Annotated in this window: 18 protein-coding genes; 15 read left to right on the top strand and 3 right to left on the bottom strand. The window is 37.0% G+C overall.

Annotation, left to right across the window (positions count from 1 at the left end; all coding sequences use genetic code 11):
* Window positions 1–118: 118 nt before the first annotated feature.
* Window positions 119–979, top strand: coding sequence for a bifunctional methylenetetrahydrofolate dehydrogenase/methenyltetrahydrofolate cyclohydrolase FolD (gene folD / locus DVJ99_RS06815; protein WP_114603663.1), 861 nt, complete (start codon window positions 119–121; stop codon window positions 977–979).
* Window positions 980–1,136: 157 nt separating this feature from the next.
* Here folD and DVJ99_RS06820 read toward each other — a convergent pair whose 3' ends face one another.
* On the bottom strand, window positions 1,137–2,213 hold the full coding sequence (locus DVJ99_RS06820) for a M42 family metallopeptidase (RefSeq protein WP_114603664.1): 1,077 nt from the start codon (window positions 2,211–2,213) through the stop codon (window positions 1,137–1,139).
* A 157-nt stretch (window positions 2,214–2,370) separates the two neighbouring features.
* Window positions 2,371–3,519 carry a globin domain-containing protein gene (locus DVJ99_RS06825; RefSeq protein ID WP_114603665.1) on the bottom strand — a complete coding sequence of 383 codons (1,149 nt, stop codon included), beginning with the start codon at window positions 3,517–3,519 and terminating at the stop codon, window positions 2,371–2,373.
* 468 nt (window positions 3,520–3,987) lie between these two features.
* Between DVJ99_RS06825 and DVJ99_RS06830 the strand changes: the two genes are divergently transcribed.
* The 14 genes from DVJ99_RS06830 to arsC all read left to right on the top strand — a co-directional run bounded on the left by DVJ99_RS06830 (window position 3,988) and on the right by arsC (window position 15,650).
* Window positions 3,988–4,305: a DUF5011 domain-containing protein gene (locus DVJ99_RS06830; protein WP_105993772.1), complete on the top strand. Its 318-nt coding sequence runs from the start codon at window positions 3,988–3,990 to the stop codon at window positions 4,303–4,305.
* Between the two features lie 300 nt (window positions 4,306–4,605).
* Complete coding sequence (gene qoxA / locus DVJ99_RS06835; protein ID WP_114603666.1) at window positions 4,606–5,718, top strand: cytochrome aa3 quinol oxidase subunit II; 1,113 nt, start codon at window positions 4,606–4,608, stop codon at window positions 5,716–5,718.
* Entirely contained in the window at window positions 5,718–7,700 is a 1,983-nt protein-coding gene (gene qoxB, locus DVJ99_RS06840) for a cytochrome aa3 quinol oxidase subunit I (protein ID WP_114603667.1), read from the top strand. The genes qoxA and qoxB overlap by 1 nt, the downstream gene beginning before the upstream one ends.
* Window positions 7,693–8,295 (top strand): cytochrome aa3 quinol oxidase subunit III, encoded by a 603-nt coding sequence (gene qoxC, locus DVJ99_RS06845; RefSeq protein WP_105993769.1) that lies wholly within the window; start codon window positions 7,693–7,695, stop codon window positions 8,293–8,295. Before qoxB ends, qoxC begins: the two co-directional genes overlap by 8 nt.
* Window positions 8,292–8,582 (top strand): cytochrome aa3 quinol oxidase subunit IV, encoded by a 291-nt coding sequence (gene qoxD / locus DVJ99_RS06850; RefSeq protein ID WP_114603668.1) that lies wholly within the window; start codon window positions 8,292–8,294, stop codon window positions 8,580–8,582. Before qoxC ends, qoxD begins: the two co-directional genes overlap by 4 nt.
* A 137-nt stretch (window positions 8,583–8,719) precedes the next feature.
* The gene (gene rihC, locus DVJ99_RS06855) at window positions 8,720–9,628 is read left to right on the top strand and encodes a ribonucleoside hydrolase RihC (protein WP_114603669.1); all 909 of its coding nucleotides are present in this window, start codon (window positions 8,720–8,722) and stop codon (window positions 9,626–9,628) included.
* 76 nt (window positions 9,629–9,704) lie between these two features.
* Window positions 9,705–10,454 (top strand): DeoR/GlpR family DNA-binding transcription regulator, encoded by a 750-nt coding sequence (locus tag DVJ99_RS06860; RefSeq protein ID WP_114603670.1) that lies wholly within the window; start codon window positions 9,705–9,707, stop codon window positions 10,452–10,454.
* 204 nt (window positions 10,455–10,658) lie between these two features.
* Complete coding sequence (locus DVJ99_RS06865; protein WP_105993765.1) at window positions 10,659–11,090, top strand: RpiB/LacA/LacB family sugar-phosphate isomerase; 432 nt, start codon at window positions 10,659–10,661, stop codon at window positions 11,088–11,090.
* Between the two features lie 17 nt (window positions 11,091–11,107).
* The gene (gene lacB / locus DVJ99_RS06870) at window positions 11,108–11,623 is read left to right on the top strand and encodes a galactose-6-phosphate isomerase subunit LacB (protein ID WP_114603671.1); all 516 of its coding nucleotides are present in this window, start codon (window positions 11,108–11,110) and stop codon (window positions 11,621–11,623) included.
* Window positions 11,623–12,570, top strand: a complete 948-nt coding sequence (locus DVJ99_RS06875; protein ID WP_105993763.1) for a 1-phosphofructokinase family hexose kinase — start codon at window positions 11,623–11,625, stop codon at window positions 12,568–12,570. Before lacB ends, DVJ99_RS06875 begins: the two co-directional genes overlap by 1 nt.
* Window positions 12,567–13,502 (top strand): tagatose-bisphosphate aldolase, encoded by a 936-nt coding sequence (gene lacD, locus DVJ99_RS06880; protein WP_105993762.1) that lies wholly within the window; start codon window positions 12,567–12,569, stop codon window positions 13,500–13,502. The genes DVJ99_RS06875 and lacD overlap by 4 nt, the downstream gene beginning before the upstream one ends.
* 123 nt (window positions 13,503–13,625) lie before the next feature.
* Window positions 13,626–13,940 carry an ArsR/SmtB family transcription factor gene (locus DVJ99_RS06885; RefSeq protein ID WP_114603672.1) on the top strand — a complete coding sequence of 105 codons (315 nt, stop codon included), beginning with the start codon at window positions 13,626–13,628 and terminating at the stop codon, window positions 13,938–13,940.
* A gap of 2 nt (window positions 13,941–13,942) precedes the next feature.
* A complete protein-coding gene (arsB, locus tag DVJ99_RS06890; protein WP_114603673.1) occupies window positions 13,943–15,232 on the top strand; it encodes an arsenite efflux transporter membrane subunit ArsB in 1,290 nt (429 codons plus the stop codon).
* A gap of 13 nt (window positions 15,233–15,245) precedes the next feature.
* Window positions 15,246–15,650: an arsenate reductase (thioredoxin) gene (gene arsC / locus DVJ99_RS06895; protein ID WP_114603674.1), complete on the top strand. Its 405-nt coding sequence runs from the start codon at window positions 15,246–15,248 to the stop codon at window positions 15,648–15,650.
* Window positions 15,651–15,707: 57 nt separating this feature from the next.
* Here the strand turns inward: arsC and lacG are convergent, their stop codons facing one another.
* Complete coding sequence (gene lacG / locus DVJ99_RS06900) at window positions 15,708–17,114, bottom strand: 6-phospho-beta-galactosidase (RefSeq protein ID WP_105993759.1); 1,407 nt, start codon at window positions 17,112–17,114, stop codon at window positions 15,708–15,710.
* Window positions 17,115–17,188 lie beyond the last annotated feature (74 nt).

A 17,188-nucleotide genomic window follows, 5' to 3' on the forward strand; every position in this document is an offset into this window, starting at 1 on the left:
TCAAAAATCGAACTTTCTGATGAATATTCAATCAAAATTCCGGTTTTTATCGGAAAATGGTTGATTTACACTTCTTAATGTCAAGGAAAGTTCGAAAAATATTAGGAGGAATTTACACATGGTTGCAAAAATTTTAGATGGCAAGCAAATTGCTAAAGATTATCGTCAAGGATTGCAAGATCAAGTTGAAGCGTTAAAAAAAGAGGGCTATACGCCAAAACTTTCCGTTATTCTTGTAGGTAACGACGGCGCAAGCATGAGCTATGTAAGATCAAAAAAGAAAGCTGCTGAAAAAATCGGCATGATTTCTGAAATTGTTCATTTAGATGAATCAACTTCAGAAGAAGATGTATTAAGCGAATTAGAACGCTTGAACAATGATGATTCAGTCAGCGGTATTCTTGTACAAGTTCCGCTTCCAAAACAAGTAAGCGAACAAAAAGTATTAGAAGCAATCAACCCTGAAAAAGACGTTGACGGCTTCCACCCGGCAAACATCGGTAAATTATATATTGATGAACAAACATTTGTACCTTGTACACCGCTTGGTGTTATGGAATTATTGAAAAATGCGGATATTGATTTAGAAGGTAAAGAAGCAGTTGTTATCGGACGTTCACACATCGTGGGCCAACCTGTTTCTAAATTGTTGCTTCAAGAAAACGCAACAGTTACTATCTTGCACTCACGTTCTAAAGACATGAGCAGACATCTTAAAAATGCGGATGTAATTGTAAGTGCTGTTGGACGTCCTGGTTTAGTTACGAAAGATGACGTTAAAGAAGGCGCTGTAGTCATCGACGTAGGTAATACTCCAGATGAAAACGGCAAATTAAAAGGTGACGTTGAATACGACGAAGTGAAAGAAGTTGCAGGCGCAATCACTCCAGTTCCTGGCGGTGTAGGCCCAATGACAATCACTATGGTATTAAACAACACTTTATTAGCAGAAAAAATGCGCAGAGGCTTAAACAAATAAGACACTGCGTTATATAACAGATACATTGAGGGGTATCTAAAATAAAACGGACGGTTTGCTTTTAATTAAGCAAGCCGCCCGTTTTTTTATATGCTATCTCTTGATAGAAAATACGTGTTTTCTTTTATTCTCAATCAAGAATGTTCGTCTTTTGTACTTACCAAATAATATTGTCTACTGTTTCATCATCTAATGATTTCACAACTTCTGTTACTAGTTTTACAGCATTAAGATAATCTTGTTTATGCATTACAGAAACATTAGAGTGCATGTAGCGTAACGGAACACCGATAACAATAGATGGAATTCCTTCATTCGCTAAATGGATACTGCCGGCATCTGTACCGCCGCCTGGCGTTGTATCCCATTGCACTTCAATTCCTTTTTCTTCTGCAACTTTTTTAACGTGTTTTCTGAAACCAGAATGTCCAATAACAGAAGCATCCATCATCACAACTAAAGGTCCTTTGCCTAATTCTGCTTCATGCATGCCTCCGCCCATTCCCGGCGTATCATAAGCAATGCCGACATCTACTGCAATCGCTAAATCCGGCTTGATTTTGTTCGCTGCGACTTTCGCACCGCGCAACCCTACTTCTTCTTGTACTGTGGCACCTGACACTAAATCAATATTGATTGACGTATCCTTTAAATGATTTAATGTTTCAACAGCCAGTGCGCAACCAAAACGGTTGTCAAATGCTTTAGCAGTTAAATAATCATCGTTGCCTAATACTTCAAACTCAGAATATGGTGTTACCATGTCACCGATATCTACCCCTAATTTTTGCGCTTCCTCTTTTGATTTCACGCCAATATCGATAAACATTTCTTTCATATCAATCGGTGCTTTTCTTTGTTCAGGTGTCAGCACATGCGGCGGTTTAGATCCGATAATCCCTCTGATTTCTTTATCATCGTCAGTTGTTACTGTAACTTTTTGAGATAACATGACTTGGTTCCACCAACCGCCAACCGGAATGAATTTCAAGAAGCCGTTGTCATCGATTTGAGTCACCATAAATCCTACTTCATCTAAATGTCCCGCAACCATAACTGTTTTAGATCCTTTTGCTGCTTTCTTCTTACCGAAGATACCGCCTAAATTATCCTCAACTAGTTCATCTGATACAGGTTCTAAATAATCTTTCATTACTTTTTTAACCTTGTACTCATGACCTGCTGTACCATTCACATCTGTTAAAGTTTTTAATAATTTGTTTGTTTTATCCATATGTAAAATCCCCCTTCTTTTCTACATATCATATCAATCTTTATTCACGATGAACACTTTTTGACATGATTTGAAGTACGAAAAAAGGAGCTGCTTACTCCGACAACATTCGGAATAAGCAGCTCCCATAATTTCAGTAATTTGTTTTAAGTTGCGATTATACTTCTACACTTAAACGCGGAATGAATGTTTCGAAATGAATTTGAGATTTATCTACACCTAATTCATAAAGTTCGTTCACAATTGATTTTAAGAATGGAATACCGCCGCATACATAAACTTCTGTATCTTTTGAGATATATTGTTTTAAATGTTCTTTTGTAATATAACCGTCTGCTTCGCGATCATGAACTTCATAAGAAGCATGATCATTTTCTTCAGCGTCATTAGATAAGCGTTGTGCAAACGGCACATCGTTAATATCTTTGACATTGTGAATGAATTGAATGCTAGGCGCATCAACTTCAATGGCTTTTTCAAACATTGAAACTAATGGTGTAACACCAATACCTGAAGCGAGTAATAATTGATCTTTATCAGTGTTGTGCAATCTGAATGCTCCGACTGGCGCTGATAAATTAATGTCATCTCCGACTTTGAATTCATCATGAAGGATAGTTGAAACTTCACCTTCATTGTCTTCTGATACATCGCGTTTAACCGCAAATGTTAATGTATCTTCATCTCCGCCTACAATTGAATAGTGGCGTTTTGCTCTATATGGAAGTTTTTCGCTTGATACATCTACAGTAATATATTGTCCAGCTTCAAAATTGCTTAAATCATATTTATCAGATGAAACTGTGAATGCTTTAATATCAGAAGCTACATTTTCAATATTTGTAATTGAGAAAGGTTGGAAGCCGTCCCATAACATTTCAGCATACATTTCTTTTTCAACTTGAATGAAAACATCAGCAATTTCCCAATATGCATTGATCCAAGCTTGGATAATCGGATCTTCTTCTTTTAAATCCAACACGTGCATAATTGCGGCGATTAAGTTTTCACCTACAATTTTGTAACCTGATTCCGGTACTTGAAGCGCACAGTGTTTGTAAGCAATTTCTTTAACTACAGGCATGATTGCGCCTAATTTTTCAATATTCGCTGCTGCAGCTAATACTGTTTGAGCTAAGGCTGTGGATTGCAAACCTTTTTTCTGGTTGGTTTGGTTGAACATATTACGAAGTTCTGGATGTTCATTAAACATTCTGTTATAGAAGAATGATGTGATTTCCACACCTCTTTCTTGAAGAACTGGTACTGTTTGTTTGATAATATCTTTATCTTTTTCAGATAACATAAAACTTCACTCCCTCTTCGACTCATTTCTATCATAATATGTTTATGTCGAAATTAAAACTTTTAATAATCAAGTTCACATAACAGACAATATTATTGAGGTATCGTTCAAAATCTTTCCATATATTTTATAGACATTGTGACAATTATGAAACAAACTGAACGAATGTTCGTTCTGATACAGGCTCTGTTAAGAAGCAGATTCGGATTTTCTATATCCCCTTATTTATTTTTTCTTCTCTTACACAGTAAATATTTGACAAATCGCAAAATTTAACAGTTTTTTAATCTGATTTTCATAATAAACCTCTAAAATAAGACTTGTTAGCAAGATTCGGTCCATAGTAGGATGAAAATACGAATGAAAATCGATATATTAAAAATAACTTAAATGCACATCACCTCACGATAAGGGATGTACGACTATTATCCATTTAATGATTAGCCATTGAATACGGAGGTTTAAACAATGAACAAACTATTACAGTCACTATCTGCTCTTGGTGTTTCAGCTACATTAGTTACACCAAACTTAAATGCTGAAGCTACGGATAATACTGTTCCAAAGCTTAAAGGCGTTGAAGATGCAATTATTCAAAAAGGCGAAAATTATAATTTGCTTAACGGCGTTTCTGCATATGATAAAGAAGATGGTGACCTTACTGATCAAATCAAAGTCAGCGGTCACGTTGATACAAATACTGTAGGAAAATATAAAGTTCAGTATCAAGTCATCGATTCTGATGGCGCAAAAGATATTTCAGAGCGTTACATAGAAGTCAAATAATAACTGTTCTGATTAAATTCTTGAATTATATTTTTATATTTTGACGCTATCTCCTTCAGGCCCTTAATTGATAAGGGTTCTCAATTGTAGCGTCCTTTTTTGTGTTTTCCACGATTTATGTCAGTATTCACAAAATGGACACATAAATTTAACAAATCTGTGAAAGCCCGTCAGTCCTAGTGTCTGTAAGGCTTTCTTTATTTTTTATTAAAAAAAATCCTTATACCCACTTGTAAATATTGCGTAATAAACTAAAATTATTGTTAAGCCCTACAATTGTAGTATTAGGAGGTCAATAAAGTGTCAAAAATCAAGTCTTTGCTTCTATTGTTCGGCTCACTGATTTTACTCAGTGGTTGTGAACATATGGAAGTACTTAACCCAAAAGGGCCAATGGCAAGCAGTTTAAAATGGCTGATCATTTATTCAATCATCTTTATGCTTGTTATTGTCGTGGTTGTATTTGTTCTATTCGCAGTATTTGCTTATAAATACCGTTATTCAAATACAACACAATCAGGTAAAGTACATCACAGTACTTTATTAGAAACTATTTGGTTCATCGTACCATTCATCATTTTACTTGCTTTGGCAATTCCAACAGTAAAAACACTGTATGAGTATGATGCTCCGCCTGCAAAAGACAAAGACCCTGTCGTTGTTTATGCAACAAGTGCAGGATTCAAATGGTTCTTTGCTTATCCAGAGCAAAAAATCGAAACAGTGAATCATTTAACGATTCCTAAGAACCGTCCAATCGTGTTCAAATTACAAGCTATGGACACAATGACAAGTTTCTGGATTCCGCAACTCGGCGGTCAAAAATATGCAATGACTGCTATGACAATGGAATGGACATTAGAAGCTGACCAAGAAGGTACGTTCCGTGGACGTAACTCAAACTTCAACGGTGAAGGTTTCGCTCGTCAAACATTCCCAGTAAAAGCAGTTAGCAACTCAGAGTTCAACAAATGGGTAGAAAAAGCTAAAAAAGCACCTAAGATTTCACAAGATGCTTTTGATAAACAATTACTGCCTACAACTAAAAACGAAGAGTTGACATTCAGCGGTACGCACATGGCGTTTGTGGACCCAGCTGCAGACCCTGAATACATCTTCTATGCATATAAACGTTTCCACTACACACCTAAGGATCCGAACTTCTACGATGTAACTGAAGGCGTACTTGACAAACCGGATGCTAAATATCCAGCTCGTAAGTCTCAAGTTACTAATGCTATGTACAAACGTCATGGTATGGAAGCTATGATTCTTAAGAACGACCAACCATATGATAATGAGTTCAAGAAAGGCGAATCTCATAATATGGACGAAATGGAAAAAGCTCACAAAGGTTCAAAAGACGAAAAAGCTGAAGAGCTTCAAAAGAAAAACAATGGAGGTGAACATTAATGAATTTCCCATGGCATGAATTACTCGTACATGGTAACTGGATGATTACAATGGCCCAAATCGGTGCTCCATTCTTAGTTATCGGTGTAATCGCAGTAATCACTTACTTTAAGTTATGGAAATATCTTTACAGAGAATGGTTCACAACAATTGACCATAAGAAAATCGGATTAATGTATCTGATTTGTGCTGTATTAATGTTCGTCCGCGGTGGTATTGATGCGATCTTGATTCGTACGCAATTAACGATTCCAAACAACCCATTCTTGGAATCAAACCACTATAACGAAATCTTTACTACACACGGTGTTATCATGATTATCTTCATGGCAATGCCATTCATTTTCGGTTTATGGAACGTTGTTGTACCATTACAAATCGGTGCACGCGACGTTGCATTCCCAGTTATGAATAACATCAGTTTCTGGTTATTCTTCGGTGGTATGTTGTTATTCAACATGTCATTCATTATCGGTGGTTCACCTGCTGCAGGTTGGACTAACTACGCACCGCTTGCCGGTGAATTCAGTCCTGGCCCTGGTGTCAACTACTACTTGCTAGCGATTCAGCTTTCAGGTATCGGTACACTTATGACAGGTATTAACTTCTTCGTAACAATCTTACGAATGAAAACACCAACTATGAAATTCATGGATATGCCAATGTTCACAGTAACAACTTTCGTTACTGCATTAATCGTTATCTTGGTATTCCCTATTTTCACAGTTACATTAGCACTTATGACAATTGACCGTATCTTCGGTTCTCAATTCTTTACAGTTGCTAATGGTGGTATGCCAATGCTTTGGGCGAACTTCTTCTGGGTTTGGGGGCACCCTGAAGTATACATCGTTGTCCTTCCAGCATTCGGTATTTTCTCAGACGTTATCTCTACGTTCTCACGTAAACACTTATTCGGTCATAAAAGTATGATCTGGGCAACAGCTGCTATCTCATTCTTGAGTTTCTTAGTTTGGGTTCACCATTTCTTCACTATGGGTAATGGTCCTTTAATCAACTCATTCTTCTCAATCTCAACAATGTTAATCGCTGTGCCTACCGGTGTTAAAATATTCAACTGGTTAGCTACGCTATACCAAGGTCGAATTTCATTCGAATCGCCAATGCTATTCTCATTAGCGTTCATCCCAACATTCACAATTGGTGGGGTAACAGGGGTAATGTTAGCAATGGCTTCAACAGACTATCAGTACCATAATACGTACTTCTTAGTAGCCCACTTCCACTACACATTAGTTTGTGGTGTTGTGTTTGCTTGTTTAGCAGCACTTATCTTCTGGTATCCTAAGATGATGGGTTACAAATTGAATGAACGCTTGAACAAACCATTCTTCTGGTTATTCGTAATCGGATTCAACGTTTGTTTCATGCCGCAATTCATTCTTGGTTTAGATGGTATGCCACGTCGTTTATACACTTACATGCCATCAGACGGTTGGTTCATGTTAAACGTAATTTCTACAATCGGTGCTTTATTGATGTCAATCGGCTTCTTATTCTTAGTAGTCAACATCGTATACAGTCACCTTAAAGAACCACGTATCGCTTCTGGCGACTCATGGGGTATCGGACGTTCACTTGAGTGGAGTACAGCTTCATCAATTCCACCAGTGTACAACTTCGCTATCACTCCAGACTGGGATGATTTAGATACATTCGTAGACATGAAGAAACAAGGCCGTCACTATTTAGATAACCATAATTATAAAGACATCCACATGCCTAACAACACACCTGTCGGATTCTTTATGGCTATCTTCTTAACTGTAGGTTCATTCTTCTTAACATTTGAAACTATCGTACCTGCAATTATTTGCTTAATCGGTACTTTAGGCACTATGGTTTACAGAAGTTTCCAAGTCGACCATGGTTACTATATCCCAGCTTCTGAAGTAGCTGCTACTGAAGCAAAACTTCGTGAAGCTCGTGAAAAAGAACGGGAGGCTGAGAGTCATGCATGATACAAAAACAATTGATGCACAATCGCATGAAGGTGAAGTAAATAAGTTTGGCTTTTGGATCTTCCTAACAGCTGAATTCTCTTTATTCGGTACTCTATTTGCTACATTGCTTATCATGCAGCATGGTGGCGATTACGCAAATATGCTTACAACTGATTTATTCGAATTACCGCTTATCTTATTAATGACATTCGCGTTATTAATCAGTTCATATACTTGTGGTATTTCAATTTATTATATGAGACAAGAAAAGCAAAAATTAATGATGATCTGGATGATTATCACAGTATTGCTTGGTGTGTTATTCGTAGCTTTAGAAATATACGAGTTCGCACATTATGCTCATGAAGGTGTTACACCTCAAATCGGTTCTTACTGGTCTAGTTTCTTCATCCTGTTAGGAACACACGGTGCCCACGTTTCATTAGGTATCGGTTGGGTAATCTGTTTATTAATCCAAGTTGCAAGACGCGGACTTAATACAGACAATGCTCCTAAATTATTTATAGTAAGTTTATACTGGCACTTCTTAGATGTTGTTTGGGTCTTCATCTTCACTGCAGTATACATGATAGGGATGGTGTATAGCGGATGAGTACAATAGCAAAACACACAGTCGGCTTTATTGCCTCAATTGTCTTGACACTATTAGCAGTTTTCGTGACTCTTTACACATCATTGACACTTAATGCTAAGATTACAATTATCTTTGGATTCGCGTTTATCCAAGCAGCACTTCAATTGTTAATGTTCATGCACTTAACTGAAGGTCGCGATGGACGCACACAAGTATTCAAAGTTATCTTCGCCATTATCATTACCCTAGTAACTATTATCGGTTCTTATTGGGTTATGGTCGGCGGACACAGTGCTCATATGTAATAACATTGCATATATGATGCACAAAACTGGCAGGGTTCTCCCCTGCCAGTTTTTTTATACATAAATTTAGACTAATAAGCTGAAGGATTATAGAATATGAGAGTAGCCTATTAAATAAATCGAAGGAGGATATAGAAATGACTATTCCAATTATTTTAGATACAGATCCAGGCATTGATGATGCGGCCGCTATCAGTATCGCACTCAATCACCCTGAAATAGATGTTAAAATGATTTCTACAGTACATGGCAATGTCAATATAGATAAAACAACACGCAATGCATTGCAGCTTAAAGGATTCTTCAATAGTGAAGTCCCTGTACACAGAGGCGCAGCAGCACCTTTGATTAACAACCCTATTGATGCCTCTCATGTCCATGGCGAAACAGGTATGGGCGGTTATGAACTGCCTGAACCAGATCCATCCTTACTGTCATCTAATTCAGCCATTCAAGCAATGAAAGAGACACTTTTGAATGCTGATACACCGATTACTATCGTACCAATCGGTCCGCTGACAAATATTGCTTTATTATTTAAAACGTATCCAGAAGTTAAAACAAACGTGAAAGAGATTGTATTGATGGGCGGCAGTGCTGGTCGAGGCAACGTCACACCTGCTGCTGAATTCAACATATACTGTGATCCTGAAGCAGCAGACATCGTCTTTAAAGCTGGCCTCCCTATCACGATGGTAGGCTTAGATGTTGCAAGAGGTGCAAGCCTTTCAAGTTCAGCAATCGAGGAATTGAAGTCCATCAATGAAACAACTGATATGCTGTATCATATGTTCAATCATTATCATGGAGATGAGTTCGACAGCGGCTTAGCTGTTTACGATGCCTACACGATGTTATACCTCTTGCATTCAGATGACTTTAAGACAGCAGACGCGCATGTAGATATCGAGCTGAATGGTAAACACACCAGAGGTGCTACGGTGGTAGATTATAATGCGGATGAAAAGCCTGTGACTGTCGTATTGGCAGTAGACAAAAGCAAATTCAAACACTTATTCTATGATGCATTAGCACACGCAAAATAGTCTCTGCATATTTAAACATTGCTTGTATGCTATAATAATTACAAAATTGAAATTAATAGCCAGGTTGTGATTTATATTGAATTTAAAAGAAGCACGACATCAAAAAATATTAAAAAGCCTGAAAGAAAACGGCAGTGTCAGTGTGAGCGAATTATCTGACGCTATGAATGTTGCACCTATGACGATCAGACGTGATTTAAAAGAATTAGAAAACAAAGCACTCCTCGTGCGTGTACATGGCGGTGCAGTCCTTATGCACACCTTCTATAATGAATTGGCCAATGATGAGAAGAAAGCACTTCATAGTGATAAAAAGCGTATGATTGCTGAAAAAGCCAGTCGCTTAATTCAAAACGAAGATACTATTTTTATCGGATCTGGAACGACTAACGAAGCAATCTTCCCTTTTATTAAGCATATGCACCTTCGTATTATTACAAATTCACTATACATCTTTGAGCAATACGAAGCACTTGAACATATGGATATCGTATTAATCGGCGGCCGTTACCGTAAGAAGACCGGTTCCTTTATCGGTCAGCTTGCTAACACGATGTTAGAACAGCTGCATATAGATAAAGCATTTATCGGTGTGAACGGCATCAGCGATAATGATGCGACCACAGCAAATGAAGAAGAAGGCAAAGCAAATGAAATTGTATTGAATCGTTCCACTAAGAAATATCTGGTTTCGGATAGTTCGAAATTCAACACACGTGCTTTCAGTGTCTTCTATAAACTAGATGCGATTGATGCGATTATTACAGATGACGCAATGACACAACCGCTGACACAAAAATACAGCACAATTACAGAAATTCTATAACCCTAAACGAACACAAACGCACATGAAAATGTGCGTTTTTTATTTTGTCTAATTCATGAAAATTTGCATATCAATGACTTGAATATCCCCTATTATCAACATCTTTACTCATTTTTAACAATCTATCAAATTGACAGATTATCCTCTAAAGTGTATATTTTAAATAAGCACAAAATCAAACATTTTCGAACAGGAGGATTTATTATGTCTATTGTTATTCATAGTGATTCACAGTCAAAAGAATTAAAAGATTTCATTCTAAAATCTTTAGCAGATGCTGAGTACGAAATCGAGGACTTATCTGTAAACAGCAAAGCAACTAACATTGCTGAAATTACATTTGAGGTTACTAAATATGTTCAAGAACACGAAGGTACTAAAGCAATTATCATTGATAATTACGGTATTGCACCTTTCAACTTTGCGAACAAACAAAAAAATATCATCGCAGCAACTGTATCTGATGAGCAATCAGCTAAAATGACTCACAGACACAACAATACAAACGTTATCGTATTAGGAAGCGAAGTAGTTGGTAAATTGAATGCATTAAACTGTGTTAAAGCATTCTTAAAAGCAGGATATGACGCTGGACGTCATCAAATCAGAGTAGATATGTTAAATTCTTTATGTTAATAGGAGGATATTAAATTATGAAAATCGCTATTGGTTGTGACCATATTGTTACAAATATTAAAGCAGAAGTTGCTACTTATTTAAAAAATAACGGACATGAAGTTATCGATGTAGGAACATATGACTATGTACGTACACACTACCCTATCTTTGGTACACGTATCGGTCATTTAGTAGCTACAGGCGAAGTAGACTTTGGTGTTGCATTATGCGGTACTGGTGTAGGTATCAGTGCAAGTGCTACTAAAGTTCCTGGTACACGTGTTGCTTTAGTTCGTGATGCAACAAGCGCGCGTTTAGCAAGATCTGAATACAACTGTAATGTTATCGCTGCCGGCGGTATGGTTACTGGTGTAGACTTAATTAAAAATATCGTTGATACATTCGCTGAAACAGAATATGAACCAACTCCAGAAAAAGATGCCATCATCAAAGCTATGGATGAAACATTAAAACCTGAAGATGTTCATTATTCACCAGATATGTTTGATGATTTCCTTACAAAATGGAATAACGGAGAATACCACGACTAATGGCTTTCAAATTATTAACCGTTACATTAAATCCTGCAATTGATATCAACTATCCTTTAGACAACTTTGAAATCAATTCAGTTCAACGTGCTTCAGAAGATTTTAAATCAGCTGGCGGTAAAGGTATCAACGTCGCACGTGTGGCAAGTGAACTAGGTATTGATGTTACATGTACAGGAATTATCGGCGGTAAATTCGGCGAGTGGTTAACAAACAATTTGGATGAAACACATATCAAACATGATTTCACTGTTTCTCCTGCTTCAACTCGTCTATGTATTGCCGTAACAAGCGAAAATACTCAAACTGAAATCTTAGAAAGCGGCGCATTGCAGCCTGAAGAAATTCAAGTACGCTTTTTAGAACATTTCAATACGATTATCTCTGACTTTGATTTAGTAACGATTTCAGGCAGTCTGCCAAAAGGATTCCCTGAAGACTACTACGTTAAATTATTAGAAGTCGCTAAAGAACAAAACATTCCAGTTTGCTTAGATACTTCTGGCAAAGTATTAAACTATACTGTTAATCATTCAAAACATTGCCCTCCTCTTTTGATCAAACCGAACGACGAAGAGATTAAAGCCATTACGAATTCAGACAGTATCGACTTAGCGAATCAATTATTAGACGACAGCTTAACACATATTCCATATATCTTATTATCCTTAGGTAAAAATGGTGCGTTGTTACGCTACGAACAACAAGTCTTTAATATTGATATTCCTAAAGTTGTTGCAGTGAACCCAGTAGGTTCAGGCGACAGCAGTTTAGCAGGCTTCTGCTACGGTATTTCTAAAGATGCTTCAATCAAAGAATCTTCTGCTTATTCTATGGCAGCAGGTATCTCTAATGCATTAGAAGCAAGAACTGGACACATTGATTTAAATAATTTCGAAAAATTCAGTAATCAAATAACAATTGAAAAGGTGGATCTTACATCATGACAAAATCAATTAAACCTTTATTAAATGACAAAAACTATATTGCTGCATTAGCAATCGACCAACGCGGTGCTTTAAAACGCTTATTAGGCGAAGGTGCTAAAACTGAAGACTTAGAACAATTTAAAGTTCACGTTTCTGAAGAATTAACTCCATATGCTTCAAGTATCTTATTAGACCCTGAATACGGTCTTCCAGCAACTAAAGTTCGTGCTAAAAACGCTGGTTTATTATTAGCTTATGAAAAAACTGGTTACGATGCTTCAGAACCAGGTCGTATTCCTGATTTATTAAACGTATGGTCTGTTAAACGCTTAAAAGAAGCTGGTGCAGATGCAGTTAAATTATTAGTATACGTTGACATCGACGAAGACAAAGCAATCAATGATCAAAAAGAAGCTTTCGTTGAACGTGTAGGCAGCGAATGTGTTGCTGAAGGTTTACCATTATTCTTAGAAATCGTTTCTTACGATGCTAACAACGCTGACAGCGGTTCAGAAGAATTTGCTAAAGTTAAAGCACACAAAGTAAACGAAGCAATGAAAAAATACTCTGAACCTCGTTTCAATGTAGACGTATTAAAAGTAGAAGTACCTGTAAACATGAACTATGTTGAAGGATTCGGTGAAAAAGCATTATTCACTAAAGAAGAAGCTGCTCAAGCATTCAAAGAACAAGCTGCTTCAACTAACTTACCTTACATCTACTTAAGTGCTGGTGTATCAGCTGAGTTATTCCAAAAAACTTTATACTTCGCTAAAGAATCTGGTTCTACATTTAACGGTGTATTATGCGGCCGTGCTACTTGGAGAGGTGCTACAGATCACTTTGCTGAAGGTGATGCAGCTGTTCAAGAATGGTTCCGTACTGAAGGTAAAAACAACATCGAAAGCTTAAACAAAGTTTTAGATGAAACTGCTAACCCTATTAAATAATTAAGTAAAATATCATTTTACTAGCCTAGCAATCATTTGGTTGTTAGGCTTTTTTTATTACATTCTATATAGACAGTTATCTATATAGATGATAATCTATTTTATGGAATGAGGTGATTAAGAATGAATTACGAAAATATCTCCACACTATTAAAAGCAATAGCCAGCCCTATTCGCTTAGAAATACTCAATTTGCTTTCTTGCGGTGAGCTTTGTGCGTGTGATTTATTGGCACACTTTCATATCACACAGCCTACCCTCAGTCATCATATGAAAGCGCTCAGCGCAAATAATCTAATACATAACCGTAAAGAAGGCAACCGGCATTATTACCGTTTAAATACAGCTGCGTATCAAGATTTATTAGCACAATTAAATCTCATAGGTACATCACAAACATCATGTGCTTGTCATACGTTAAATAAAGGAGATTGTTAACTTTGGTTATTACAGCAATTGTTATATTTATTTTGACTTTAATTTTTATAATTTGGCAGCCGAAAGGCTTGGATATAGGCATTACTGCTGTTATCGGTGCCCTGCTCGCATTGATTACAGGCGTCGTTTCTTTCAGTGATGTTGGTGAAGTGACATCCATTGTATGGAATGCGACATTGACCTTTGTTGCGCTGATTATCATTTCATTAATTCTAGATGAAATCGGCTTTTTCGAATGGGCCGCATTACATATGGTACGTGCATCTAACGGCAATGGTGTAAAGATGTTTGTTTACATCATGTTATTAGGTGCTGTGGTTGCTGCGCTGTTCGCAAATGATGGTGCTGCGTTGATTTTAACACCGATTGTCCTTGCGATGGTCAGACACTTGAAATTTAATGAACGCGTGATCTTTCCATTCATCATTGCAAGTGGTTTTATTGCAGATACAACTTCTCTGCCTTTAATCGTCAGCAACTTAGTCAACATCGTCTCAGCTGATTATTTCAATATTAGTTTCTTAGAATACTTTGCGCATATGATAATCCCTAACCTTTTCTCATTATTCGCAAGTATCATCGTGTTATACATTTATTTTAAAAAAGCGATACCCAAGCATTTTGATGCTGCACAGCTGAAAACACCTGATTCTGCGATTAAAGATCATCGCTTATTCCGTATCAGCTGGATTGTCTTGGGTGTCTTGCTTGCAGGCTATGTCATTGGAGAATTACTCCATATTCCTGTTTCATTTATCGCAGGCTTAATCGCAATTATCTTCTTATTGCTGGCCAAACAATCTAGTGCTGTACACACACGCAGCGTGATTAAAGGCGCACCATGGAACATTGTAATCTTTTCTATCGGTATGTACCTTGTAGTATTCGGATTGAAGAATGCAGGGATTACATCTTTATTAGCGGATATGATTAACCAATTTTCACAACACGGCCTATTCTCAAGTATTTTAGGTATGGGCTTCTTATCTGCTATCCTTTCAGCAATTATGAACAATATGCCTACTGTGATGATTGATGCGATTGCGATTAATCAAGCACATGCGGCAGGCATCATTAAAGAAGGATTGATTTATGCGAATGTGATAGGTTCTGACTTAGGTCCTAAGATCACCCCTATCGGCTCGCTGGCTACATTATTGTGGTTACATGTGTTATCTCAAAAAGGAATGAAAATATCATGGGGTACCTACTTTAAAACGGGTATTGTAATAACCATTCCAGTGTTATTTATCACGTTAGTCGGATTATATTTATCTTTATTACTTATTTAGAAAAGAGGACAAAATGATGGAAAAACCAATTATTTATTTTGTATGTACAGGCAATGCTTGTCGAAGCCAAATGGCAGAAGGTTTTGGAAAGAAATTTTTAGGTGACGCTTGGGAAGTTGTTTCAGGCGGTATTGAAGCACATGGTGTCAATCCGCTTGCGGTTAAAGCTATGGATGAAATCGGCATTGATATCAGCAAGCAAACCTCTGATAAAATCGATACTGATTTATATGCTAAAGCAAAGTTGGTCGTAACTTTATGCGATCATGCGGATGCGAATTGCCCTGTTGTACCCCAAAACGTTACTAAAGTCCATTGGGGCTTTGAAGACCCAGCAGGTAAAGACTGGTCTGTCTTTCAGGATGTGAGAGACCAAATCGGCGAAAGAATTTTACAGTTTAAAGATACCGGCCAATAATGTGCGATAATAAATAAAACACCTCGGAGAAAATCCCGAGGTGTTTCTTACTTTCCATTACTTACCATAAATATCTTCAGATAATTGTTTATACCATTTCGCACTGTCTTTAACATAACGTTTTTGCGTTTCGAAATCGATATAGAATAAACCATAACGTTTATTGTATCCGTTTGACCAGCTGAACATATCTTGTAATGACCAGATGAAGTAACCTTTTACGTTAATGCCGTCCGCATAAGCACGTTCGATTGCTTCGATATGTTGTCTTACATAATCAATACGTTCGTCATCATGTACTTCGCCATTGTCTTCAAGTACATCTTTATAGCCTAAGCCGTTTTCTGTAACGTAGATTTTTTTGTAGTTCGGATAGTCGTTTTTAACACGTTCCATCATGTCGTACAAGCCTTCAGGATAAATGTACCAATCCCAGTCATTTGTAGGAATCGCTTCGTTTTTAACTACTTCGCCGATACCTTTAACACGGAAGACTGAAGTACCTTTATCACCTGTACCATTATGATGAATATAGCTTTCTTCGTTATGGTATTTGATCCAGTTGCTTTGATAGTAGTTAATACCTAAGAAATCAAGTTGCGGTGCTGCTTTTTTGATATCTTCTAATTCTTCTTTGCGAATGTCTAATTTATCAAATTCTTCTCCTAAGATTTCTTTCACTACAGTTAATTTAGCTGGTGTGTAGTATCCTAAGAAAGTACCATCTAACATGAAACCATTCATAAAGATATCATGTTTGTAAGCAGCGATTTGATTTAATGGTTGATCATCGATGCTGTAAAATTGAGTTAATGCATGTACTAAACCGATTTCACCTTCATAGCCTTTTGATTTGAATAAGTTCACGATACGGCTATGTGCAGCGATTTGGTTGTGTTGTGCTTGTAAACATTTTAAAGTGTTGTATTGTTCACCAGGAGGGAAAGCACCTGTAATATATTGGCCTTGAACATACGCGATTGGTTCATTGATAGTAATCCAATATTTTACGACGTCGTTGTATTCATCGAATACAAGCTCTGCATAGCGTTCGAATGCATTAATTTGATCTTTGTTTAACCAGTCACCTTTTTCAAATAGTGTTTCTGGAGTATCAAAGTGATGAAGTGTTACAAATGGTTCGATGTCATATTTACGGCAAGTTTCAAACACTTTGCGATAATAGTCTAAACCTTTTTGATTTACTTCACCTGTGCCATCAGGGATGATACGTGACCATGCAATTGAAATACGAATGGCTTTAATACCGTATTCTGATGCTAATTTGATATCTTCTTCATAACGATTGTAAAAGTCGCTGGCTGGGTCTGGTGAAAAACGACCTTGTTTTTCTAAAAATCCATCCCATAATACACGGCCTTTACCGTCCACAGTACTTGAACCTTCAACTTGATATGCTGCAGTTGCGGCACCTAATACAAAGTCTTTAGGTAATTTACTCATTAAACTGTCTCCTTTTTAGTTAATTAATATCTTCAATATTACTAATTACATCACACACAAATGGAGCCCCTTGC

It is taken from the genome of Staphylococcus sp. EZ-P03, from assembly GCF_003344575.1.
GTDB classification, from domain to species: domain Bacteria; phylum Bacillota; class Bacilli; order Staphylococcales; family Staphylococcaceae; genus Staphylococcus; species Staphylococcus simulans_B.